We start from the raw sequence: 21682 nt of genomic DNA on the forward strand, positions 1-21682 counted from the left end.
CTCAAGCCGTACACGGTGGATCGGCGAGGGTATTCATTACCGCGTGTGCTGAACGTTTTGGTTTCGCGCCTTACGCGTGAGTCACTTTTGTCATTGCGACAAAAGTAACCAAAAACGCTAGCCCCTACCTTGGGTCTACGCTGCGCTCCGACTTCCCTCCTTCCGTCGTTACTCCGGGGGCACGGACTAGGCGTCCCCGCGATAAGGGCCATCCATGGCCCGACACGCCTCTCGCGGCTCCCGGCCGCTCAACCCCCTACGCAACGACTCCACTCGGCCTGCGATAAACGGTGCGGGGTAGATCAAGATCAAGATCAAAAGCGGCAGATCACAAGCTGTAGATCAAAGGCTTTGGAGCAAAATCACAAACATCGCGGCTCAAAGCGATTCCCCCCTAAACCACCCGCCAAACCCCACCATCCCCCACCACAAAAACCCGCTCCCCATCCTCAGGCAACACGCCCATCGCACCAGTAAAACTCCCAAACGCGGGCATCAGGCTCACCCGTTCGCCAATCAAAAAGCACGGCAGCCGCAAGCTCTGCCGACCTTTGCCGCGCAGGCGATACGCGGGGTGCACGTGCCCGGCCAGTACATGGTGGGTGGCGTGGGCGTCCGGTTCATGTTGCAGGGCCAGCGGGCCCACCAGTAGCGGCTCGGCGACGGTTTCAATGCCCAGCTCCGCCGGTGGGTCGCCGGCGTTGCGGTCGTGGTTGCCGCGGATGAGGGTGATGTCCATGGCCACATGGCCACTGCGCCATTGCTGTAGGGCGGCCAAGGTGGCGGGGTTTTTGGCTTGGCGGGCATGGAGAAAGTCGCCAAGTACGATCAGGCGCCGGCTGGGGTAGCGGTGCAGCAACTGGTCGAGGCGGTGGAAGTTTTCAGCGGTTGTGCCGTGGGGCACAGGTTGGCCCAGTTGGCGGTAGGTGGCGGCCTTGCCCAGGTGCAGGTCGGCAATCAGCAGCGCCTGGTAGTCGGGCCACCAGATGGCTTTGTCGGCGAGCAGCCAGAGCTCGGTTCCAGCCAGTTGCACGGGCAGATGTTCGCTCAAGGACGCTCCTTAACGGGACGTGGTCGGCCGTCTTTGCCTTGGCGCGGGGCGCGGCCTTTGCGTGGGGCAGGGCGCTCGTTGTCGATGGCGAATCGGGCGTCGGTTTCGGCTTCGTAACCGCCGGGGCCGGCGGCTTTTTCCAGGTCTTGCACCATGCGTTTGATGCGGTCGGCCAGTTTTTCCGAGCTGAGGCTTTCGCGGAAGCGTTCCACCAGCAGCGGAAAGGCCAGGGGCGTGGCGCGTTTGATCACGTGCACGTCCAGGCGCCGCGTTTGCAGGCGTTCCAGGGTGTGCTGCAGTCGCTGCACTTCCAGTTCCTGGCGCAGCACTTCTTGTTGGGCCTGGGTGAGCAGCAGGTTGCTTGGGTCGTATTGTTGGAACACGTCGAAGAACAAGGCACTGGAGGCTTGCAGTTGCCGGGCGCTTTTGGCGGCGCCGGGGTAGCCGGAGAACACTAGCCCGGCGATGCGGGCGATTTCGCGAAAGCGGCGGCGCGCCAACTCACCGGCGTTCAGGCTGGCGAGCACGTCGCGCAACAGGTGCTCGGTGCTGAACAGCGCCGGGGTTAGGGCGTGGGCGTAGTCGATGGGACTGGCGCACAGCAGTTCCAGGCCGTAGTCGTTAACGGCGATGGAAAAGCTCAGCGGTTGCCCTTCGGCCAGGCGCCAGGCGAGCAGGCTGGCCAGCCCCAGGTGCACGGAACGCCCGGCGAACGGGTAAAGAAACAGGTGCCAGCCTTCGCGCGATTTCACCACTTCGGCGAGCAAGGTGTAGGCGGTCGGCAGCGCGGACCAGCTTTCCTGCACCGCGAGCAACGGGCGCAAAAGCCGCATCTCATCGCTGGCGTATTCGCCCGCGGCGGCGGCGCCGAGTTTGTCGACCACGGCGTCGGCCAGTTCGCTGGACAGCGGCATGCGTCCGCCATTCCAGCGCGGCACGGCGGCTTTTTTGCCGGTGGCGCGGCGTACGTAGGCGGTCATGTTTTCCACCCGCACCAATTCCAGCAGGCGCCCGGCGAACAGGAAGCCATCACCGGGGCGCAGGCGGGCGATAAAGCCTTCTTCGACGCTGCCCAATGAGCCGCCGCTGCCGCCTTTGGTCCAGTACTTCACGCTCAGGCTGGCGTCGCTGACGATGGTGCCGATGCTCATGCGGTGGCGCCGCGCCAGGCGCGCATCGGGCACGCGCCAGCGGCCGTCGGCGTCGGGTTCGGCGCGGCGGTAGTCGGGGTAGGCGGTGAGCGAGTGGCCACCGTGGCGGATAAAGGCCAAGGCCCAGTCCCACTCTTCGTCGGTGAGCTGGCGGTAAGCCCAGGCGCTGCGCACTTCGGCGAGCATGGCCTCGCTCATAAAACCGCCGCCCAGGGCCATGCTGACCAGGTGCTGAACCAGCACGTCGAGGGGTTTTTCCGGAGACTGGCGCGCCTCGATTCGGCGCTCGGCCACGGCCGTTTGCGCCGCCGCCGATTCCAAGAGTTCCAGGCTGTGGGTCGGCACCAACGTCACGCGCGAAGGCCGCCCCGGCGCATGGCCGCTGCGCCCGGCACGCTGCATCAGGCGCGCCACGCCTTTGGGTGAGCCGATTTGCAGCACGCGCTCCACCGGCAGAAAGTCCACGCCCAAGTCGAGGCTGGAGGTGCACACCACGGCTTTTAGCGAGCCTTGCTTGAGCGCCAGTTCCACCCAGTCGCGCACCTCGCGCGACAACGAGCCGTGGTGCAAGGCCAGCAAACCCGCCCAGTCGGGACGCGCTTCGAGCAGCGCCTGGTACCAGATTTCCGCCTGCGACCGCGTATTGGTGAACACCAGTGTGGTGCTGCTGCTTTCCAACTCTTCAACCACTTGCGGCAACATGCGCAAACCCAGATGCCCGGCCCACGGAAAGCGTTCAATGCCGGGCGGCAACAGGGTGTCGACGCGCAAGGTTTTGGCCATTTTGCCTTGCACCAGACGCCCGGTTGGCATCAGCACTTCCATGGCGTGGGGTTGGTTGCCGAGGGTGGCAGACAGACCCCATACCATCAGTTCCGGCGTCCATTGCCGCAGGCGCGCCAGGGCCAGTTGCAGCTGCACGCCGCGCTTGTTGCCGAGCAGTTCGTGCCATTCATCGACGATCACCATGCGCACGCTGGCGAAGGTTTCGCGGGCTTTGGCGCCGGTAAGCAGCAGCGTCAGGCTTTCCGGTGTGGTGATCAGCGCGCTGGGCAGCTTGCGGCTTTGCCGCGCGCGCTCGGCGCTGCCCGTGTCGCCGGTGCGCAGGCCCACGCTCCAGTGAATGTGCAAATCATCCAGCGGCGCCTGCAAGGCGCGCGCGGTGTCGGCGGCCAGAGCACGCATGGGCGTAATCCACAGCACCGTCAGCGGCGCCACCGTCGGTTTGCGCGGGCGCGCTGTGGGCGCGGGTGCAGCGGGAATCTTGGCGAAGCGATTGAGCGCGGCGAACCACACGGCATAGGTTTTCCCCGCGCCGGTGGTGGCATGCAGCAAGCCCGACTCGCCGGTTTTTACCGCAGCCCACACCTCTTTTTGAAAGGGGAAAGGTTTCCACTGACGCAGCGCAAACCAGGCGCTGGCGGGGCTGGTCATAGCAGGCCCTGCAGGGTGGCGAGGGTGTCGGCTTGGTCCACGGTTTTGTCCGTGCGCCAACGCAACATGCGCGGAAAGCGCACGGCGATGCCGCTCTTGTGACGCTTGGACAGGGCAATGCCTTCAAAGCCGAGCTCGAATACCAGGCTGGGCGTGACGCTGCGCACCGGGCCGAATTTCTCTACCGTGGTCTTGCGGATGATGGCGTCCACCTTGCGCATTTCTTCATCGGTGAGCCCGGAATAGGCTTTGGCGAACGGCACCAAAACGCGCTCGCCGGGGCTGGCGTCGTCCCACACGGCGAAGGTGTAGTCGCTGTACAAACTGGCGCGCCGGCCGTGGCCGCGTTGTGCGTAGATGAGCACGGCGTCGATGCTGAACGGGTCGATTTTCCACTTCCACCACAGGCCCATGTCCTTGGTGCGGCCGACGCCGTAGAGCGAGTCGCGGCGCTTGAGCATCATGCCTTCCACGCCTAGCTCGCGGGAGGCTTCGCGCTGGCGGGCCAAGTCGGCCCAGTCGCTGCCGCGCACCTCGGGCGACAAGCGCAAGCGTTCATCGCCCATCTCGGCCACCAACAATTCCAGGCGCGCGCGGCGTTCGTCCTGGGTGCGGCTGCGCCAGTCTTCGCCGCGCCATTCCAGCAGGTCGTAGGCGAGCAGCACCACGGGCACGTCATCGAGCAGTTTCTTGCTCAGGGTTTTGCGCCCGATGCGTTGTTGCAGCAGGGCGAAGGGTTGAATGCCGAAGGCTTTTTCACTGTCGTGTTTCCACACCACCAGCTCGCCGTCGACCACGGTGCCGTCGGGCAGCGCCTCGCCCAGTTCGTGCAGCTCGGGGAAACGCTCGGTCACCAGCTCTTCGCCGCGCGACCAGATCCACAAGCGGCCTTCACGCTTGACCAGTTGCGCGCGAATGCCATCCCACTTCCATTCCACCAGCCAGTCCTCGACCGGGCCGAGCACGGTGTCGAAATTGTCGATGTCCTGTTGCAGCGGATGGGCGAGGAAAAACGGATACGGCTGGCCGCCGCGCTGGGCGTGTTCGTCATCCGACTCAGCAGCGATCAGGGCCAAGTAACGCGCGGCGGTGGGGCGGTGCGACAAGTCGGTGTAGCCCACCAACCGCTGCGCCACGCGTTTGGCATCGATGCCGGCCAACGCCGCCAAGGCGCGGGTGACCAGCAGCTTGGACACGCCGACGCGAAACGAACCCGTGAGCAGTTTCAGGCTGACCATCAAACTTTGCCGGTCGAGTTGCGCCCACAGCGGCGGCAAGCGGTCGGCCAGGGTTTCCGGCGGCAAACCGCGCAGCGGTAGCAAGTGTTCTTCCAACCACCAGGCCAGGCCGTGGTCGCTGCTGTGCTCGGCTTCGGGCAGCAGCAGGGAGATGGTTTCCGCCAGGTCGCCGACCGCTTGGTAGCTTTCTTCGAACAGCCAATCGGGCAACCCCGCCAAGCGGCTGGCCAGTTCACGCAGCACGCGGGTTGGCACCACTTGGCGGGGCCGGCCACCGGCAAGGAAATAGGTGGCCCACGCCGCGTCGCCTGGCTCGGCCCCGGCGAAGTAGTCCTGCATGGCTTGCAACTTGGCGTTGCTGGAGGTGGTGGCGTCGAGGCGCGCGTACAGCTCGGCGAAGGCTTTCATTCGGGCACCTGCGCATCGTCTTCATCGCCGTATTCGGTTTTGAAACCGCGCGCGTCGAGGCCCTGTTCGCGCAAATGCCGGACCAGCACATTCACCTGGCCGTGGGTGACCATCACCCGTTCTGCGCCGGTTTGCTCGATGGCCCAGAGCAGGCCCGGCCAGTCGGCGTGGTCGGAGAGCACAAAGCCCCGGTCTACGCCACGACGCCGACGTGTGCCGCGCAGCAACATCCAGCCGCTGGCAAAGGCGTCGCTGTACTCGCCGAAGCGGCGCATCCAGGTGCTGCCGGCAGCGGAGGGCGGCGCCAGGATCAGCGCCTCGCGCAACAGCGGGTCGTTCTTCGCGATGTCGCCGGCATACAACGTGGTGGGAATGCGCACGCCGGCCTCGCGGTACACCGCGTTCAACGGCTCGACGGCGCCGTGCACGAGAATCGGCCCGATGCTGTCGTCGATGCCATGCAGAATCCGCTGCGCCTTGCCGAACGAATAAGCGAACAACACGCTGGCGCGTCCGGCGGCGACGTTGTCGCGCCACCAGCTATCGATGCCGGCGAAAATCTCGCGCTGCGGCTGCCAGCGGTAAATCGGCAGGCCAAAAGTCGACTCGGTAATAAACGTGTGGCAGGGCACCGGCTCGAACGGCGTGCAGGTGCCGTCGGCCTCGACTTTGTAATCGCCGGAGGCCACCCAGACTTCGCCCTGGTATTCCAACCGCACCTGCGCCGACCCCAGCACGTGGCCGGCCGGGTGAAAGCTCAGGGTCACGCCGTGATGATTGAGGCGCTCGCCGTAGGGCAGCGTTTGCAAGTTGATGTCTTGCCCCAGGCGCGAGCGCAAAATGCCTTCTCCCGGCGCCGCCGCCAGATAGCGTTGGTTGCCGGTGCGCGCGTGGTCGCCGTGGGCGTGGGTGATGACCGAGCGCTCCACGGGGCGCCACGGGTCGATGTAAAAATCACCGGGTGGGCAATACAGGCCTTCGGGTCGAGCTATCACCAGCTCCATGCAGGCACCTTGGCGGTTTCGGTTCAGTTAAGAGGCCCACAGCGGCCGATAGGTTCGCTTGCTTTCACCGCAGCGTCTCACCGTAGCAAACACCTCGAACCATTGCCGTACCGCCTCAGTCCATTTTTTATGGAGGAGCCGAACCATGGGCATGATCCGGGTAAAACTGACTGAACACGATGCGCGCAGCCGCCTCACGCCGGTGCACGAAAACATGGCCGTACAGCGGCGCTTATGGCTGCTCGAACGCCTTGGCCTGGTCGGCATGAGCGTGCTGGTGCTGCTGACATTGCTCGGGCTGTTTTCCAAAGGCCTGTTAAGCAGCAGCCAGGCCAGCGCCGGCCAGGATCAGGTGGCCGTGAGTTACGAGCGCTTTCTGCGCAACGGCGCGACGTCGGTGATTGTTGTCAACCTGCGCGGCGCGCCAAACGCCGACCTAACGCTGCGTATCGAAGGCGAATTGCTCGACGGCCTCACCGTCGAGAGCATCACGCCACCCGCGAAGAATGCCGCCACTTTCGACAAAACCGGTATGCAGCTGGTGCTTCGCGCTGACGCTGGCGGTCAGGTACGCGTGCACCTGGCCGTGCGCTCGGACGGCGTCGGTGCGTATCGCTCGGTCGTGCATGGGCCGGGCGGCAGCGTGACGCTCAACCAGTTCATTTACCCCTGATTCGAGGCCTTTATGGACGCTGTGTTACGCGCCGCCGGTATCTACTTTGCGCTGCTGATCATCTTGCGATTCGCCGGGCGGCGTTCGTTGTCGGAACTGACGATCTTCGATTTCATCCTGCTGCTGATCATCAGCGAAGCCACGCAGCAGGCGCTGCTGGGCGACGACTTTTCCTTCACCAATGCCGCGGTGGTGATCGTCACGCTGGTGACCATCGACGTGGTGCTGTCGCGGCTGAAATACCGCTGGCCGTCGTTTGATTTATGGATGGAGGGTTCGCCCACCATCGTCGTGGAAAACGGCGTGCCGCTACAAAGCCGGCTGCGTGCCATGCACCTGCGGGAGGAAGACATTCTCGAAGCCGCGCGGGAAAAGCAGGGCCTGGTGAGCTTGCAGCAGATCAAATTCGCGATAGTGGAGAAGAACGGCAAGATTTCCATCATTCCGGTGGAGTCTTGAAAAGCATCGCGGCTGATCGAAATGCCGCCCAGCCGCTCCCACAGGAGTCGGTGGAGGCCGGCACCGAAGCTCTACTGTAGGAGCGGCTTCAGCCGCGATTGGCCTGACCTGCAACCGCCATCTCCAGAGTCGACCGACAAGCCCCACGCCCCTCATCGTAAAAGTTGAACGGCCATCGCGCGCCGTCAGTCGACCCTACTCGATCAACTGACTGGAGCGAACCGATGAAAGAGTACCCAACGCCCCCATTCCCTTCGCAAAAACAAGCCGTGCCAGGCAGCCAGACCCGTATGGAGCCGTACCCCGATTGCGGCGAGCAGAGCTACACCGGCCACCATCGCTTAGCCAATAAAATTGCGCTGATTACCGGTGCCGACAGCGGCATCGGCCGCGCTGTGGCGATTGCCTTTGCCCGTGAAGGCGCGGACGTGGCCATCGCTTACCTGGACGAGCACGAAGACGCCAAAGAAACCGCGCGTTGGGTCGAGCAGGCCGGGCGTCAGTGCCTGTTGCTGCCGGGCGATATCGCCGACAAAAACGTCTGCGAACAGCTGGTGGCCAAGACGGTGGAAACCTTTGGCCGCATCGACGTGTTGGTCAACAACGCCGCGTTCCAAATGACCCACAGCGAATTGGCCGACATCCCTGATGAAGAGTGGGTGCGCACGTTCGATATCAACATCACGGCCATGTTTCGCATCTGCAAAGCCGCCGTGCCGCACATGGCGCCGGGCAGCTCGATCATCAACACCAGCTCGGTCAATTCCGACACACCGAAGCCGACCTTGCTGGCCTATGCCACCACCAAAGGCGCCATCGCTAACTTCACTGCCGGCCTGGCGCAGCTGTTGGGTGAGAAGGGCATTCGCGTGAATTCGGTGGCGCCGGGGCCAATCTGGACGCCGTTGATTGTCTCGACCATGACTGAAGAAGACATCACCAGTTTCGGCTCGCAAACACCGCTGGGCCGGCCGGGGCAGCCCGTGGAAGTGGCGCCGATCTATGTGCTGTTGGCTTCGGATGAAGGCAGTTACATCTCCGGTACGCGCTATGGCGTAACGGGCGGTAAGCCGATCTTGTAACGGTGGCTCGTTGGGCTTCGTTCGAAGCGAAGCCCAGCGCTCCCGCTGATTACGCCCCCTGTCCCCAATTCATTTCTAAGCCGCCATCCACGACAAAATTCTGCCCGGTGATATACGCCGAATCCGGACCGATCAGAAACAACGCCATCTCGGCGATTTCTTCTGGGCGGCCGGGGCGCTTGAACGGAATATTCGGCAGCTCTTTGGCGCGGGTTTGCGGGTCTTCCAAACGCTTGTGGGTCATTGGCGTGTCGATCATGCCGGGCGCCACGGCGTTGACGTTGATGCCCATCGGTGCCAGTTCCAGCGCCAGGCTGCGGGTCATGGTCAGCAGGCCGCCTTTGGCTGCACCGTAGGGCACGTTGCCGGGGCTGGGGATGGAGTCGTGCACCGAGGTGATGTTGAGGATTTTCCCGCCGCCACCGGCTTTGTCCCGCAGACGGACAAATTCGCGGCTGCACAGGAACGGCCCGCGCAGGTCAGTGCGGATGGTTTTGTCGAAGTCTTCGGCAGTCAGCTCGATAAAGGCTTTGCTCATGCCAATGCCGGCGTTGTTGACCAAAACGGTCGGCGTGCCGAGCTCGGCGGTGACGGCGTTGAACAGCTCGACCACACTGGTTTCATCGCCGACATCCACCTGGCGCATCAGCGCGCGATTGCCGCGCCGTTTTACCTCATCAACAGTTGATTGCGCGCCGTCCTCATCGCTGTGGTAGGTGATCACCACATCAGCGCCTTCTCTGGCGAAGGCCAGCGCCATGGCGCGGCCCATGCCGGAGTCCGAGCCGGTGACGATAACGATTTGTCCGCTCAGTGTGTTCATTTGCCCATCCTCGGTTTAGTGCGCCGCTGGCGCGTGGCAGTCCAGACGGAGCACCGCGCCGGGGGTGAGCGTTTCGCTACCGCCGGGGTGACACACGTCCAATGGCTCGGCGTTTTCCGCCAGGTGCAGGCTCAGTACCTTGTCGCGCAGCTGCACGCGCAGGTAGCGGCCTTGAAAGGTGAAGCCCATCTGCACGCCGTCGAGCGCGGGCGGCACGGCAGGAAATAGGCGCAGGCATTCGGCGGTGGGGTGCAGGCCCAGGTAATGACGCTGCAATACGTCCAGCGAACCGGCCATGGCGCCCAGGTGCACGCCTTCCAGGGTGCCGCTGTCAGCCGGGGCGTCGAGGTCGGTACGCAGGCAATCGCACCAACTGTCCCATGAGGCTTGCGGGTTCAGGTGGGCCAGCGCGCCGGCACACACCAGTTTCGACAGGCTCGATTCATGGCTCAGTCGCGCCAGGTGAAAATCAGCGGTGCGGCGCATGGCGGCCAGGTCGAAGTGATAGTCCAGGCGTTCACACAGGTCGCTGAGTTCGGCCGGCGGGAATAGATGGAACAAGGCGAGCACGTCGGCCTGCTTGCTGACTTGGTAGCACTCGCAGCAGTCGTTGCGCGCTTCGAGCATCCAGTCCAGGCGCGGGTGCTCGGTGGTCATCCATTCTCTGGGGGCCGGTTGCAGGTGCTCGTAGCCGTCGAATTGGTTGAGCACGCCGTCGGGTAGAAAGGGCAGATACATTCGTGAACCGATATGGCGCCAGTGTGCGACTTCGCTGTCTTTGAGCTGTAGGCGGCTGCGCAACGCTGTCTCCCGATCGGCTGGCAGGCAGTGCAATAAATCCACGGCCCGTTGCAGCACCCAGGCAGCCATGAGGTTGGTGTAGGCGTTGTTGTTCAATCCTGGCTGGCCGGTGTGCGGGTAGCCCGTGTGGTATTCGTCGGGACCGATCACGCCATTGATAACAAAGCGCTCCAGGGTTTCGTCGTAGCTGACCAGGCTGGCCCAGCAGCGGGCTATTTCCAGCACCATTTCGCCGCCCCAGTCGGCCAAAAACTCCTTCTCGCCGCTGATTTGATAGTGCTGCCAAACGCCGTACACCACGGCAGCACCAATGTGCCGTTGCAGGTAGGTGTGGTCGGCCATCCAGCGCCCCGACAGCGGGTTGTAATTGAACGGCGGCGTTTGCTCGCGGCCGCTGCGGGCGCTGCGCCAGGGGAACAGGGCGCCTTCAAGGCCGGCCTGGCGCGCATTCTCGCGGGCGGCATCGAGGCGCCGATAGCGGTAGCGCAACATGCTCAGCGTGATGGCGGGCAGGCGGCTGGAAAGGAACGAGTAGGCGAACAATTCGTCCCAGAAAACCTGCCCGAAATAGCCTTCATGCCAGCCGCGCGAGGGGAAGCTTTGGTCGCGCTCGGCACTCAGCGGCGAGGCGGCTTGCAGCACATGCCAGGCGCCCAGGCGCAGCGGCGTGTCGAGCACGGTATCGTCCAATTGCACATCGGCAGCGCGCCAGAGTTTGTCCCAGGCGCGCTGATGCGCTGCGCGCAGGCTGGCGAACGGTGCGGTCGGCAGTTCCACCGTGCCGGCCGGAATCTCGTCATCCACCAGCACCCGAACGCGTTTTTCCAGGGTGACGCGGGTGCCGGGCTGCTCGATCACGGTGTGCTGCACCAGGCGCTCGCCGTCGATGTGGCTGTGCCAATTCAGCGGCTCGTCGCTGCGCAGCTGGTAAGCCACCAGCACCTCGCCGATGCCAGAAAGTAACGGCGCGCGAACCTGCGCGTGGCCGTCGGCGCGCTGGGTGAAGGTTCCCGGCCGCAAGCGCGTGCCTTCATAGGGATGACTGCCGCTGACCAGCCCGTTGCTGACCCCGGCATTGAGCAGCGAACGCAGGTGCAGGGCCGGCAGTGGCTGGTCGCTGCTCAGTGTCCAGCGCAGTAGGGCGAGCGTCGGGTCGGCCATGCTCACCAGACGCTCTTCGTGCAGCTGAATGCGCCGCTCGCCGAGGTTAAAACTCAGCGTGCGATTGAGCTGGGCGGCGCGCAGGTCGAGGTGCTGCTGGTAGTCCAGCGCCTCGCTGGCGAACCACCGCTCGCCGTCCAGCGAAACGCTCAGGCCGAAGGGGTCGGGCAGGTTGACCAGGGCTTCCAGGGTTTGCGTTACACCATTGACCGAGCGCGGCGCGGCGTCGTACCAGCCGGCGCGGTAAAGGCCGGCGTAACGCATACCCGGCGCGCCGCCAAAGGCTGCTTCTGGCGCGCTGGAACGCCAGGTCAGCACACCGTTGCCGAGGGTGAACAGGGCTTCACGGCGGCGCTCGTCGTGGGGGTCGAAGGCGGCGAAGGCGAGCATGGCGCCGCCACAGTGATCAATCATTGAGCAGTTCCCGCGCCTGGAAAAACCGCTGGCCCGCCAGCGCTTCCAAGTGTTCACGGTCGGCGTAGGCTTCCTGCGAGCCATAACCGGTGACGGCCTGTTGCGCGGCGGCGACGGCCCACGCCACGGTTTCCAATGGCGCCAGGCCTTCGAGCAAAGTGATGGCCAGCACGGCGGTAAAGGCGTCGCCGGCGCCGGTGCTGTCGACCACGTTGACTTCGGCGGCCGGCACATAGAAAACCCGTTGCTCGTGGGCCATGACGGCACCGCCATCGGCGAGTTTGATGCAGGCCAATTTCACTCCGCGTGCGCACAGTTCACGGGCGGCGTGGGCGAGGGCGTCGAGGTCGTTCAATTCGCCAGGTTCCAGGCCCAACAGCGCGGCCACTTCTTCACAGTTGGGGGTAATGGCGGTCAGGCCGTGGAGCAGGGCAGGCGGCACACGGTCGGGAAAGGACGGGTCGAGGATCACGGAAATGTGCAGGCGGTGCGCCTGCTGCACCACCTGCTCGACCACGCGGGTAGGCACTTCGCAATCGACCACCAGACACGCAGGCGCCGCCAGCCCAGTGAGCGGTTCAAGCGCCACGTCGATGGCCGCTGGGTCCCATTCATCATTGGCGTTAGCGGCCAGCACGATCTGCTTCTTGCCACCGGGCGGCAGCACAATCATGGACACGGCGGTCGGTTCTGTATGGGAACGGCTGACACCGCTCAGCTCGACCCCGGCCGCGCGCAACGGCGCCAGGGCTTGTTCGGCCAGGTCGTCGTTGCCGACTCGACCGAGTAACACGCTGCGATGACCGAACAGGGCACCGATGTACGCCGTGTTGGCGGCCTTGCCACCCGGCCGCCGTGCAAAGCCGGTGGCCAGTTGCGTTTCGACGTCGCTCAGGGCGTTGTTCACGCGTAATTGGAAGTCCGCGTTGATGCTGCCCAGCGATACCAACGTGCCTGCCATGGGGTTCTCCGCTGCGGGTGGTAGTGGATTGCTTGCTAAGCAGATGACCCGCCCCGGTCGGCCGGAGTTCGTTGCGTTTCGTCGCAGGGCGTCAGCGCTTGAGCGTGATCCAGGTGGGGGCGTGGTCGCTGGCGTGTTCCTGATCGCGCACCCAGCGGTCGACGTTGGCGTCGACCAAACGCTTGGCCAGTGGTTTGCTCAGCAGCAGGTGGTCGATACGCAAACCGCTATTGCGTTGCCAGTGTTGACGGAAGTAATCCCAGAAGGTGTAGATCGGTTCATCGGGGTGGCGCTCGCGCAGCGAGTCAGTCCAGCCCTGGGCGAGCAGGCGTTGATAACACTCGCGACTTTCCGGTTGCAGCAGCGCGTCCTTGCGCCAGGATTTGGGGTTGTAGATGTCGAAATCGGTCGGCACCACATTGAAATCGCCGGCCAGCACCACGGGGTGGCCGTTGTCGACCAAGCCTTCGGCATGGCTGATCAAACGTTCGAACCAGGCCAGTTTGTAGTCGAACTTCGGCCCCGGTTGCGGGTTGCCGTTGGGCAGGTACAAGCAGCCGACCACCACGCCATGAGCCGCTGCTTCCAAGTAGCGGCTTTGGGTGTCGTCCGGGTCGCCGGGCAGTTCGTTGCGGATTTCCAACGGCTCCATGCCCTTAGCCAGAATCGCCACGCCGTTCCAGGCCGGTTGGCCTTTCCAGATCACGCCATAGCCGGCTTCGCGGATCGCACTGGCGGGAAACTTTTGTTGCGCGGCTTTCAGTTCCTGCAAGCACACGATGTCGGGCGCCTCGCGCTGCAGCCAGGCCAACAGCGCCGACAGGCGTGTGTTGATGCCGTTGACGTTGAAGGTGGCGATGCGCAGCGTGTCGGCAGCGGCGGATTTCTTGGCCATAAGGTCTCGGTCTTCAGGCGGGTGTTAAGGCCGCAAAATCACCTTGCGGCAATCGTCGTCGGCTTTGTCGAAAATCTTGTAGCCCTCGGCCGCATCGGACAGGTTCATGCGGTGGCTAATGATTATTTCCGGGTGCAACTCGCCGCGTTGAATGTGTTCGAGCAAGGTCGGCAGGGTGCCGTGCACGTGAGTCTGGCCCATCTTGAAGGTGAGGCCTTTGTCGAAGGCATCGCCAAACAGGAAGCCGTGAATGAAGCCGGCATACACGCCCGGCACACTCACCGTGCCGCCACGACGAACCGCCGCGATGCATTGGCGTAACGCCTTGCCGCTGCTGCCTTCGATTTTCAGCGTGGACAGCACGGTTTCGGTGGCACTGCCTTTGGCTTCAAAACCCACGGCGTCGATCACCGCATCCACGCCACGGTGGCCGGCGGTTTGCTCGATGATGGCGGCGGCGGGGTCGTCGACGTCGCGGAAGTTGATCGGTATCGCGCCATAGGTGCGCATGGCGTAGTCGAGGCGATAGGGGTGTTGGTCGACGATAAAAATCTGCTCGGCGCCCGCCAGGCGCGCGCAGGCTGCCGACATCAAGCCGACTGGCCCGGCACCGTAAATGGCCACGCTGCTTCCGGGCTTAACGCCGGCGTTGGTTACGGCTTGGTAGCCGGTGGGCAGAATGTCGGTGAGAAATAGCACGCGCTCATCGTCGAGCTCATCCGGCACTTTGAACGGCCCGGCGTTGGCCTTGGGCACGCGCACCAGTTCGGCCTGGCCGCCCGGCATCCCGCCATACAAATGGCTGTAGCCGAACAACGCCGCGCCCGAGGGAATCTGCTTTTTGTTGAGAATGGCGCCACGGTCCGGGTTGGTGGTTTCGCAGGCCGCGTGCAGGTTCATGTCGCAGAAGAAGCAGCTACCGCAGGCAATCACAAACGGCACGATGACGCGGTCGCCTTTGGCCACGGCGGTCACCGCGCTGCCGACTTCCTCGACGATGCCCATGAACTCATGTCCAAAAATATCGCCGTGTTTTACCGCCGGAATCTTGCCGCGATACAGGTGCAAGTCCGAGCCGCAGATGGCGGTGGCGGTCACCCGCAGAATGATGTCGTCCGGCTCTTGAATAATCGGGTCGGGTACGTTGTCGACCTTGACGTTATGGCTTCCGTGATAGGTCAGTGCGCGCATGGGAAAGGTCTCCTGATGCTGGGCAAAAAAATCCCGGCGCCTTACGGAGCCGGGCAAGTCTATCGCTGAGGGAAATCGTGCTGCTTAGGCCGACATGGCCGCGTTGAGATGCGGACGCATGTGAGCCAGTGGACGCTGGGACAGGCGCTTGGCCTTGGTGACGTGGATCGGGCCTTCATAGGTGGGCAGGCGTTGCCACACCCAATGAGCGCCGGCGCCTTTCCAGCACAGCTCGCCAGAGGCCAGCTTCATGTCGCGCTGGATGTCGCGCACCACGTCTTTGATTTTGGCTTCGTTGAATACCGCTTCGCTGGCAATCACCTTGGTGATTTGTTGCTCGCCGCATTGCAAATTCAGCAGCAGCGTACCGTCGGGGCGAGGGGTTACGGCCACTTGTTGGTCTGGGAAGGATTGGAAGAGGTAGTTGATCGCCAGTTGCATTGTTTGTGCTCTCCGATTTTTGTTTGAGATGCAAACAAGAGAGCAGCAGACGTGCCAATTTTTATCTGACTAGTAAGTCTAGTAAAATCAATAGTTTAGCGATTGCTGATATCACCGTAGTATTTGCAGACTGCATGGTGAGGCGGGGGTGCGGTTGCAAACTGCAAGTTCGATATCAGCCCGAAGCGCCCGTTGCAGGCGCTCGGGGGGCAATGCTCAGGCGCGTTTCAGGCCTTCGCTGGCAATTTCGTGGCGAGCCGCCTGGAGCAATTCGGCGTCGACGTTGAGACGGTGAATCACGTTAAGCAGCTGCTGCTTCAGCAATTGATCGTTACTCGCCTCGGCGGCGCGCATCATGGCGATGGCGGCGGTTTGGTTGTTGGCGGCAACGTGGTCGAGGGTTTTGCACAGGTTACGGATGGTGCGATTCACAAGCCTTACTCCTGAATTCGAGGCTGCACTGTAGGGCGGCGATATTGCGATTTGATGGCTGGCTGACGACGGTTTGGTTCCGTTATCGGCCAGCTGTTGCCTCATTGACCCAGGCCGCTGAGCTTTGGTTGCAAGAATAAATCGCCGCTGTGCTTGCCTTACTGCGCGGCCTCGCCAAGCCCGGCGTAACTGGACAACAACACCTCGCCCAGAAGCGGATGCGGCGCTTCTACGCGTTCTTTGAGTTTGTCGGCGAAGTGCATGGCCGAATCCTGGTCGGAAAAGGAAATGGCCATGTTGCCGGTGGTGACCATCCAGGTTTCACGGTTAGCGGTCGTCTGCTTTTGTACTGCGATGTCCATGTTCGCCTCCTGCGGCTGGGTTTCAGCCGGTCAAAAAAAATGCCAACCCAGGGTCGGCAAATTATCGAGCACACACGCAATAAGCTGCGTGGAAGTAGGGTGAACCGGCTTTATGACGACTTGATGATGCTCAGGCGCCGTTCGGCAGTTTGGCGATCACTTTGATTTCAAAGTCGAAACCGTACAGCCAGGTCACGCCTACGCAGGTAATGTTCGGGAACGGAGCTTCGCCCCAGAACTCCGGCACCACGGTCCAGATGGCTTCGAATTTTTCCTGCGGGTCGACAATAAAGACCGTTACGTCCACCACATCGTCGAAGGTGCAATCGGCCGCGGCGAGCACAGCGTTGAGGTTACGGAAAGCGGTACGCACCTGGGTGAGCAGGTCTGGTTCCGGCGAGCCGTCTTCGCGGCTGCCGACCTGGCCGGAAACGAACAGAAAACCATTGGAGCGAACGGCCGGCGAATAGCGGTTGATGTCGTACAGCGCCTGGCGGCCTTCGGGGAAAACGACGTCGCGGTTGTTCATGGCAAAGCCTCGTATCAGTGGATGTGCGGTCACTCTAGGGCTTGGCCTCAGGCCAATAAACGCGCAACCTTGGCCAGCACTGTTTGTGTATTCCAAACAATCAAGCCGCCAAGGAACCTGCCCATGGACCGTTTCGACGCAATGCTGGCCTTCGCCCGGGTAGTGGAAGCGGGCAGTTTCACCAAGGCCGCCGACACCCTGCACATGAGCAAAACCACGGTCACTCAGTTGATTCAGCAGTTGGAGGCCAGGTTGCGGGTGAAGCTGCTGAACCGCACCACACGCAAGCTCAACCTCACCGCCGACGGCGCCGTGTACTACGAGCGCGTGGTGCGCTTACTCGGTGAGCTGGACGATGCCGAGACCAGTCTGTCGAGTGCCGCCACAGCGCCGCGCGGCCGACTGCGGGTGGATGTGCCGAGCCCGCTGGCGACCACCTTGCTGATACCGGCGTTGCCTGAGTTTTACGCGCGCTATCCGGATATTCAGATCGACATGGGCGTGAGCGACCGCATGGTCGACCTGATCGGCGAGAAGGTGGACTGCGTGGTGCGCGGCGGCGAGCTGCTCGACCAATCGCTGATGGCGCGCAAGGTCGGCGATTTGCAGCTGGGCGTGTACGCCGCGCCGGACTATCTACAGCGCATGGGTACTCCAAATCACCCGCGCGACCTAGAAGAGTCGGCGCACCGCGTGGTCGGCTACCTCTGGGCGCGAACCGGCAAAACCTTGCCTTACACCTTGCACAAGGCAGACGAGGCCGTGCATTTGCGCGGGCGTTACGCGCTGGCGGTAGACGACGGCAATGCGTACCTGGCGGCTGGCATTGCCGGGTTGGGCATGTTGTGGCTGCCGGCTTATATGGCCACAGCGCCTGTGGCGGCGGGGCAGTTGGTGCCGCTGTTTGAAGACTGGCAGATGGAGCCGATGCCGCTTTACCTGGCGTATCCGCCGAACCGGCATGTGAGTTTGAAGCTGCGGGTGTTTATTGAGTGGGTGGTGGAGGTGATGGCGCGGTATGCGCCGGTCACGTGATAGGGCTGGCGCACTGGTCACGGCTTGCTTTGTCGTATCGCCCTACACGGGTGTAATCCGTTTCGCATTAATCCGCAGACCCTTTATCGAGCCTAATTCGGTCCTGTACTTCGCACCTATCTGAAGCCGCTGCTTGCGTGCCGGTGCGATGTGTTTTCCCCCTTACTGGACGGCTCTCATGATGCTTCGACGGATTAACCTCGGCTTTCGCTCAACCCTGTGCTTCGGCCTGTTTTGTGTCGTGATTGCCGGGCTCGGTTTCGCCGCGCTGCGCCAAGCCAGCACGCTGAACGATGTCAGCACCTACTTCCAGATGCAGATCGTGCCGGCCGTTAAAGAGCTGGGTGATCTGGACAGCAACTTTTCGAAAATCAACGCGGCCGACAGCATTTTGCGCAACGCCGTGGAAACCCAGGCTTCCCGAGATGCGGCCGGCGCCGAGATTCAGCGCTGGCGCGCCAAGGTCGACGCCAACCTCGACCGTATCGCCGCGCTGCCATTGAGCGCCGATGAACAACCTGCCCTGGCCACGTTGCGCGCAGCGGTCGTGCAGTTCGACCGAAATCAGGAACAGTATTCGAGGCTGATCGATGCGGGTGACGATGCCGGCGCTGCTGCCTTCAATGAATCCACCTTGCGTGGCAGCAATGCTGCCATTCAACAGCAGATCAAGGATTTCGCTGCGGCGAAAAACGAACTGGCCGTGGCCTACAGCGCCCAGGCCAAGCGCGCCTACGACGACACCTTCGTATGGGTAATCGGCTACAACGTGTTCGCCGTTCTGGTATGCATCGGCATGGCCTGGCTGTACACCCGCAGCGTGCTCAAGCCCGTGCGCCAGGCGCTGACTATCGCCGAGCGAATTGCTGACAATGATTTGAGCGGCGCTGTGATCGTCGACGGCAATGACGAGATGGCGCGCCTGCTTAAAGCCTTGGCGACCATGCAAAACAACCTGTGCCAGGCGCTGGGCAAAATCAGCGATTCCTCCTCCCAACTGGCTGCCACGTCGGAACAGATGCACTGCATCACCGAGGGTGCGTCGCAGGGGATGGAACGCCAGGCTTCAGAAGTCGACTTGGCCGCTATAGCGGTTACGCAAATGAGCGCGGCCATCGAAGAAGTTGCTCGCAACGCCGCCGGTGCGCTGGAAGTGGCTACACAAACCAGCGTCGCCGCCGGCCATGGCTGTGAGCGAGTGGACGAAACCCTCGCCGCCATCGCGCAGATGGTCGACAGCGTGCAAGACACCTCGAGCAGCGTGGAGGAGTTGGCCGGCGTTGCCACGGGCATCAACAAGGTGCTGGCGGTGATCCGCTCGGTCGCTGAGCAAACCAACTTGCTGGCACTCAATGCCGCCATTGAAGCGGCCCGAGCTGGCGAGGCAGGGCGGGGCTTTGCCGTGGTGGCCAATGAAGTGCGGGCGTTGGCACGGCGCACCCAGTCCGCTACCCAAGACATCGAAACGATGGTGACCGGCATCCAGACCCGCAGCGGCGCCGCGCTTGAAGCCATGGCGCTGACCAGCGAACAGGCCGGGCGCACCCAGCAGTTGTCGGCTGCTGCCGGCGCGGCGCTGGTGCAGATCAACCAGGCGATCGAGCAGATCAACGAGCGCAGCCTGCTGATAGCCACCGCCGCCGAGCAGCAAACCCACGTGGCGCATGGAGTGGATCGCAGCCTGATCAGCATCCGTGATCTGGCGTCGCAATCCAACGAAGGCGCGCAGCAAACCACCATCGCCAGCGGCGAGCTTTCGTACCTGGCGGTAGACCTGAGTCAGTTGGTTCGTCAGTTCAAAGTTGCCTGATTGGCGTGCCAGGGCGCATCAGTGCCCTGGCTGGTGCAAGCCGTCAGATCACGAAAAACCCATGGGTGGCGTCACGCTCCAGTTGCGCCACCAAGCCATATTCCCAATCCAGATACCCCTGCATCGCCGCCACTGCATTGTTAGTGCCTTCATAAGGGCGGCGATAGCGGTCAATGCGCGGCGAAACCAGGTGCGTTTCGCCCGTCTCCAGCGGCAAGCCGGCTTCGATCCACGCGGCGGTGCCGCCCTCCAATACGCTCACCGGCACGCTCGTTAGCGCTTGCAAATCCACCGCTGCAAAGCGCGCCAACAAGCTGCTGCCACAGGTCAGCACATAGCGTTCTGCCACCGGCAGTTGCTCAAGCGCGTCTCGCAGCTTGGCCCGCAATAGCCAGTAAGCGCCGGGGATGTGGCGTTTGACGTAGTTGGCGCTGCTGGTGAAGTCGAGCAGCACGGTGCCGGGTGTTTGTTGCCACTGGCTGAGGGTTTGCGCTGTGATGCTGGCCACCTCTGGTAAGGCGGGCAGAGGCGCTTGCCACGGACCAGTGGCGCTTAATGACTGCACAGGTTGTGGCGCCAGTACCCACGCTTCCCAACCCATTTGCGCCAGCCACGACGCACTCATAGGCGCGCGCACGCCGTCATTGTCGACCAGCACCACGCGGGCGCCTCGCACGCTGGCGACGTGGTCGGTTTCCTGCACCAGTTGACCGCCTTCAACCCACCGCGCGCCGGGCAAATGCCCAGCTTCGTATTCCTCGGCCGTGCGTACATCCAAGAGGTAAGTGGTGCGGCTATCGTCGGCCTGCCAAGCGCTTAGTTGCTCCAGCGTGGCTTCGCGCACGCCGGCTTGTTCGGCGACCTGACGGGCGCTGTCGCGGGCAGCGGGCAAGTGCTCTGGTGTGTCGAGGTTGAAGCGCCGCGCCTGGCCATGCTCCAGCGTCTGGCCGGCAAGCGTCCAGCCGATGGTGCCGTTGCGCAGTGCCGCCACCTTGTTGGGAATGCCGGCGTTTACCAATGACTGCGTACCGATAATGCTGCGCGTACGGCCGGCGCAATTGACGATTATCTGGGTGCTGGGGTCTGGCGCCAGCTCGCGCACCCGCAGCACCAACTCGGCGCCCGGCACGCTGATGGAGCCGGGGATGTTCATGGTCTGGTATTCGTCGAACCGCCGCGCGTCGAGCACCACCACATTGGCCTTGGCGCTTAGCAGCGCCTGCACCTCTTCGGCCGCTAACGAGGGCGTGTGCCGACGGCTTTCCACCAGTTCACCAAAGGCTTTGCTCGGCACGTTGACGTCGCGAAACAGCTCGCCACCGGCTTCGCTCCAGCCGCTTAAGCCACCTTGCAGCAAAGCCACGTCGCTGTACCCCAGGGCGAGTAAGCGTTCAGCCGCCCGCTCGGCCAGGCCTTCGCCGTCGTCGTAGACCGTAATCGGCGTATGGCGGTGCGGCACGCGTGCATAGATTTCCAGCTCCAACTTGGACAGCGGCACATTGGCCGCGAACAGCGGATGGGCTTCGGCGAAGGGCGCTTCTTCACGCACGTCCAGCAGCGCCAATTCGTGGCGGGCGAGCAGGGCGGTGCGAAGGTCGGCGTACTGACGATGGGCAAAGTCACTCATGGCGCAGGGTTCTCTTTGGACAGGTCCCAGATGTTGGGCAAGTGGTCGTTGGCATAACCGGAGATAAACGGCTTCTCGCTGCCGTCAGCGAGGTACACCGCGCGCTTCACCGCACCGATGTTGCCTCCGTACACGTGAATGCTGATGGAGGTGCGGTCGGCGAAGGCGTTGCGCACCTGATGGATATCGCCAATGCGCGGCGACACGGCTTCCACCTGGCCGGGCGCCAAGCGCTGCGCCGGGCCGCTGGGCTGCAAGGCGCCGCTGCTGTCGCGGGTGAAACCTTGCGCCTCTTCAGCGCCGCGCAACAGGCCGATCAGGCCCCACACGCGGTGGTCGTGCACCGGTGTTTCCTGGCCTGGCCCCCAGACAAAGCTGACCACGCTAAAGCGCTGCGCCGAATCCACGTGCAACACGTATTGCTGGTATCGCTCGGGGCTGGGCTGGGCGTACTCCGCTGGCAGCCAGTCGTCGACGCTCACCAGCTCGCCGAGCAACTGCGCGCCGCGTTCGATCAGCGCCGGCTCCTCGAGATGCGCGGCGAACAGCTCGGCAAAGCTGCCGACGAACCGCCGCAAGCGAGCAATATTGCTGTTTTGTGCCATGGTTCCCTCCGTGTCGATAAATCCATTGGGGATGAAGCTATCCCCGTCGAGGCGAAAGGTATTATTCTTATCTGGTATTTTTCCACTACTTTATT

Annotated in this window: 20 protein-coding genes and 1 pseudogene; 6 read left to right on the forward strand and 15 right to left on the reverse strand. The window is 63.1% G+C overall.

The features are described 5' to 3' along the window. Nucleotides 1-394 precede the first annotated feature (394 nt). Genes pdeM through ACZZ0Q_RS10800 form a run of 4 tightly spaced genes read right to left on the reverse strand, consistent with a single transcriptional unit; the run spans nt 395 to nt 6286 of the window. A complete protein-coding gene (gene pdeM / locus ACZZ0Q_RS10785) occupies nt 395-1051 on the reverse strand; it encodes a ligase-associated DNA damage response endonuclease PdeM (protein WP_463539013.1) in 657 nt (218 codons plus the stop codon). After that, nucleotides 1048-3636 (reverse strand): ligase-associated DNA damage response DEXH box helicase, encoded by a 2589-nt coding sequence (locus ACZZ0Q_RS10790; protein WP_463560563.1) that lies wholly within the window; start codon nt 3634-3636, stop codon nt 1048-1050. Before ACZZ0Q_RS10790 ends, pdeM begins: the two co-directional genes overlap by 4 nt. After that, nucleotides 3633-5282, reverse strand: coding sequence for an ATP-dependent DNA ligase (locus ACZZ0Q_RS10795; protein WP_463539012.1), 1650 nt, complete (start codon nt 5280-5282; stop codon nt 3633-3635). The genes ACZZ0Q_RS10790 and ACZZ0Q_RS10795 overlap by 4 nt, the downstream gene beginning before the upstream one ends. Continuing rightward, a complete protein-coding gene (locus ACZZ0Q_RS10800; RefSeq protein WP_463539011.1) occupies nt 5279-6286 on the reverse strand; it encodes a ligase-associated DNA damage response exonuclease in 1008 nt (335 codons plus the stop codon). Before ACZZ0Q_RS10800 ends, ACZZ0Q_RS10795 begins: the two co-directional genes overlap by 4 nt. 145 nt (nt 6287-6431) lie before the next feature. Here ACZZ0Q_RS10800 and ACZZ0Q_RS10805 point away from each other — a divergent pair, with 145 nt between their 5' ends. The 3 genes from ACZZ0Q_RS10805 (at nt 6432) to ACZZ0Q_RS10815 (ending at nt 8500) form a co-directional block, all read left to right on the forward strand. Continuing rightward, complete coding sequence (locus ACZZ0Q_RS10805) at nt 6432-6959, forward strand: hypothetical protein (protein WP_463539010.1); 528 nt, start codon at nt 6432-6434, stop codon at nt 6957-6959. Nucleotides 6960-6971: 12 nt separating this feature from the next. Next, nucleotides 6972-7418, forward strand: a complete 447-nt coding sequence (locus ACZZ0Q_RS10810; protein WP_463539009.1) for a DUF421 domain-containing protein — start codon at nt 6972-6974, stop codon at nt 7416-7418. A 224-nt stretch (nt 7419-7642) separates the two neighbouring features. Next, nucleotides 7643-8500 (forward strand): SDR family oxidoreductase, encoded by an 858-nt coding sequence (locus ACZZ0Q_RS10815; protein WP_463539008.1) that lies wholly within the window; start codon nt 7643-7645, stop codon nt 8498-8500. 49 nt (nt 8501-8549) lie between these two features. Here the strand turns inward: ACZZ0Q_RS10815 and ACZZ0Q_RS10820 are convergent, their stop codons facing one another. The 9 genes from ACZZ0Q_RS10820 to ACZZ0Q_RS10860 all read right to left on the reverse strand — a co-directional run bounded on the left by ACZZ0Q_RS10820 (nt 8550) and on the right by ACZZ0Q_RS10860 (nt 16510). After that, nucleotides 8550-9323 carry an SDR family oxidoreductase gene (locus ACZZ0Q_RS10820; RefSeq protein ID WP_463539007.1) on the reverse strand — a complete coding sequence of 258 codons (774 nt, stop codon included), beginning with the start codon at nt 9321-9323 and terminating at the stop codon, nt 8550-8552. Between the two features lie 15 nt (nt 9324-9338). Next, nucleotides 9339-11699, reverse strand: coding sequence for a glycosyl hydrolase family 65 domain-containing protein (locus tag ACZZ0Q_RS10825; RefSeq protein ID WP_463539006.1), 2361 nt, complete (start codon nt 11697-11699; stop codon nt 9339-9341). Further along, nucleotides 11692-12660, reverse strand: a complete 969-nt coding sequence (locus ACZZ0Q_RS10830; RefSeq protein ID WP_463539005.1) for a PfkB family carbohydrate kinase — start codon at nt 12658-12660, stop codon at nt 11692-11694. The genes ACZZ0Q_RS10825 and ACZZ0Q_RS10830 overlap by 8 nt, the downstream gene beginning before the upstream one ends. A 91-nt stretch (nt 12661-12751) precedes the next feature. Then, on the reverse strand, nt 12752-13555 hold the full coding sequence (locus ACZZ0Q_RS10835; protein WP_463382837.1) for an exodeoxyribonuclease III: 804 nt from the start codon (nt 13553-13555) through the stop codon (nt 12752-12754). Between the two features lie 24 nt (nt 13556-13579). Continuing rightward, nucleotides 13580-14746 carry a zinc-dependent alcohol dehydrogenase gene (locus ACZZ0Q_RS10840; protein ID WP_463539004.1) on the reverse strand — a complete coding sequence of 389 codons (1167 nt, stop codon included), beginning with the start codon at nt 14744-14746 and terminating at the stop codon, nt 13580-13582. A gap of 84 nt (nt 14747-14830) precedes the next feature. Next, nucleotides 14831-15187, reverse strand: coding sequence for a DUF3509 domain-containing protein (locus ACZZ0Q_RS10845; protein WP_122450971.1), 357 nt, complete (start codon nt 15185-15187; stop codon nt 14831-14833). Nucleotides 15188-15403: 216 nt separating this feature from the next. Then, nucleotides 15404-15619 (reverse strand): hypothetical protein, encoded by a 216-nt coding sequence (locus ACZZ0Q_RS10850; protein WP_122495799.1) that lies wholly within the window; start codon nt 15617-15619, stop codon nt 15404-15406. A 158-nt stretch (nt 15620-15777) separates the two neighbouring features. Beyond that, nucleotides 15778-15981 (reverse strand): hypothetical protein, encoded by a 204-nt coding sequence (locus ACZZ0Q_RS10855; RefSeq protein WP_463539003.1) that lies wholly within the window; start codon nt 15979-15981, stop codon nt 15778-15780. 130 nt (nt 15982-16111) lie between these two features. Beyond that, on the reverse strand, nt 16112-16510 hold the full coding sequence (locus ACZZ0Q_RS10860) for a RidA family protein (protein WP_463539002.1): 399 nt from the start codon (nt 16508-16510) through the stop codon (nt 16112-16114). A gap of 123 nt (nt 16511-16633) precedes the next feature. Here ACZZ0Q_RS10860 and ACZZ0Q_RS10865 point away from each other — a divergent pair, with 123 nt between their 5' ends. From ACZZ0Q_RS10865 to ACZZ0Q_RS10875, 3 genes and pseudogenes are all read left to right on the forward strand, one after another. Next, nucleotides 16634-17545 (forward strand): LysR family transcriptional regulator, encoded by a 912-nt coding sequence (locus ACZZ0Q_RS10865; RefSeq protein WP_463539001.1) that lies wholly within the window; start codon nt 16634-16636, stop codon nt 17543-17545. A 181-nt stretch (nt 17546-17726) separates the two neighbouring features. After that, nucleotides 17727-18269, forward strand: a pseudogene (locus ACZZ0Q_RS10870) (MCP four helix bundle domain-containing protein); the annotation flags it as partial. Nucleotides 18270-18341: 72 nt separating this feature from the next. Then, complete coding sequence (locus ACZZ0Q_RS10875) at nt 18342-19355, forward strand: methyl-accepting chemotaxis protein (protein WP_463561015.1); 1014 nt, start codon at nt 18342-18344, stop codon at nt 19353-19355. Nucleotides 19356-19398: 43 nt separating this feature from the next. Here ACZZ0Q_RS10875 and ACZZ0Q_RS10880 read toward each other — a convergent pair whose 3' ends face one another. Both ACZZ0Q_RS10880 and ACZZ0Q_RS10885 read right to left on the reverse strand, forming a co-directional pair. Next, a complete protein-coding gene (locus ACZZ0Q_RS10880) occupies nt 19399-20982 on the reverse strand; it encodes a rhodanese-related sulfurtransferase (protein ID WP_463539000.1) in 1584 nt (527 codons plus the stop codon). Continuing rightward, nucleotides 20979-21587 carry a cysteine dioxygenase family protein gene (locus ACZZ0Q_RS10885; protein ID WP_463538999.1) on the reverse strand — a complete coding sequence of 203 codons (609 nt, stop codon included), beginning with the start codon at nt 21585-21587 and terminating at the stop codon, nt 20979-20981. The genes ACZZ0Q_RS10880 and ACZZ0Q_RS10885 overlap by 4 nt, the downstream gene beginning before the upstream one ends. Nucleotides 21588-21682 lie beyond the last annotated feature (95 nt).

It is taken from the genome of Pseudomonas sp. AC070, from assembly GCF_979258635.1.

Coding starts and splice junctions, on each gene's coding strand:
- ACZZ0Q_RS10790 (WP_463560563.1), bottom strand. CDS start 3,636: ATGACCAGCCCCGCCAGCGCCTGGTTTGCGCTGCGTCAGTGGAAACCT.
- ACZZ0Q_RS10795 (WP_463539012.1), bottom strand. CDS start 5,282: ATGAAAGCCTTCGCCGAGCTGTACGCGCGCCTCGACGCCACCACCTCC.
- ACZZ0Q_RS10800 (WP_463539011.1), bottom strand. CDS start 6,286: ATGGAGCTGGTGATAGCTCGACCCGAAGGCCTGTATTGCCCACCCGGT.
- ACZZ0Q_RS10805 (WP_463539010.1), top strand. CDS start 6,432: ATGGGCATGATCCGGGTAAAACTGACTGAACACGATGCGCGCAGCCGC.
- ACZZ0Q_RS10810 (WP_463539009.1), top strand. CDS start 6,972: ATGGACGCTGTGTTACGCGCCGCCGGTATCTACTTTGCGCTGCTGATC.
- ACZZ0Q_RS10815 (WP_463539008.1), top strand. CDS start 7,643: ATGAAAGAGTACCCAACGCCCCCATTCCCTTCGCAAAAACAAGCCGTG.
- ACZZ0Q_RS10820 (WP_463539007.1), bottom strand. CDS start 9,323: ATGAACACACTGAGCGGACAAATCGTTATCGTCACCGGCTCGGACTCC.
- ACZZ0Q_RS10825 (WP_463539006.1), bottom strand. CDS start 11,699: ATGATTGATCACTGTGGCGGCGCCATGCTCGCCTTCGCCGCCTTCGAC.
- ACZZ0Q_RS10830 (WP_463539005.1), bottom strand. CDS start 12,660: ATGGCAGGCACGTTGGTATCGCTGGGCAGCATCAACGCGGACTTCCAA.
- ACZZ0Q_RS10835 (WP_463382837.1), bottom strand. CDS start 13,555: ATGGCCAAGAAATCCGCCGCTGCCGACACGCTGCGCATCGCCACCTTC.
- ACZZ0Q_RS10840 (WP_463539004.1), bottom strand. CDS start 14,746: ATGCGCGCACTGACCTATCACGGAAGCCATAACGTCAAGGTCGACAAC.
- ACZZ0Q_RS10845 (WP_122450971.1), bottom strand. CDS start 15,187: ATGCAACTGGCGATCAACTACCTCTTCCAATCCTTCCCAGACCAACAA.
- ACZZ0Q_RS10855 (WP_463539003.1), bottom strand. CDS start 15,981: ATGGACATCGCAGTACAAAAGCAGACGACCGCTAACCGTGAAACCTGG.
- ACZZ0Q_RS10860 (WP_463539002.1), bottom strand. CDS start 16,510: ATGAACAACCGCGACGTCGTTTTCCCCGAAGGCCGCCAGGCGCTGTAC.
- ACZZ0Q_RS10865 (WP_463539001.1), top strand. CDS start 16,634: ATGGACCGTTTCGACGCAATGCTGGCCTTCGCCCGGGTAGTGGAAGCG.
- ACZZ0Q_RS10875 (WP_463561015.1), top strand. CDS start 18,342: ATGGCCTGGCTGTACACCCGCAGCGTGCTCAAGCCCGTGCGCCAGGCG.
- ACZZ0Q_RS10880 (WP_463539000.1), bottom strand. CDS start 20,982: ATGAGTGACTTTGCCCATCGTCAGTACGCCGACCTTCGCACCGCCCTG.
- ACZZ0Q_RS10885 (WP_463538999.1), bottom strand. CDS start 21,587: ATGGCACAAAACAGCAATATTGCTCGCTTGCGGCGGTTCGTCGGCAGC.